General features: G+C 45.9%; 1 protein-coding gene. It reads left to right on the forward strand.

What is annotated here, in order from left to right; all coding sequences use genetic code 11:
* On the forward strand, nt 1-255 hold a 255-nt coding region (locus AAEY72_RS15580), incomplete at both ends, for a DUF2339 domain-containing protein (protein ID WP_352311521.1).

Here is a 255-nt window from a genome sequence, read left to right on the forward strand (position 1 = left end):
CGGCAGCTTAGTGACATTGTTCAGCTATTATTTACTTTTGAACGTGACGATTGCGATTATCGCGCATTACCGCCCTTGGAAGATACTCAACCTATTCGGGGTGGTCGTGACATTTGGGCTGGCCTATTACTGGGGCATGAGCGAAAATTTAAATGCTGTGGTTACATCACAGCGTTGGCTTTTAGTGTTGCTGGTCGCCTTACATTTACTGCTTTATCTGTTTGTCGTCATTCGCTACGCACAGCAAATCATCGC

Source organism: Psychrobacter sp. W2-37-MNA-CIBAN-0211, from assembly GCF_040309405.1.
In the GTDB taxonomy this organism is placed as follows: domain Bacteria; phylum Pseudomonadota; class Gammaproteobacteria; order Pseudomonadales; family Moraxellaceae; genus Psychrobacter; species Psychrobacter glaciei.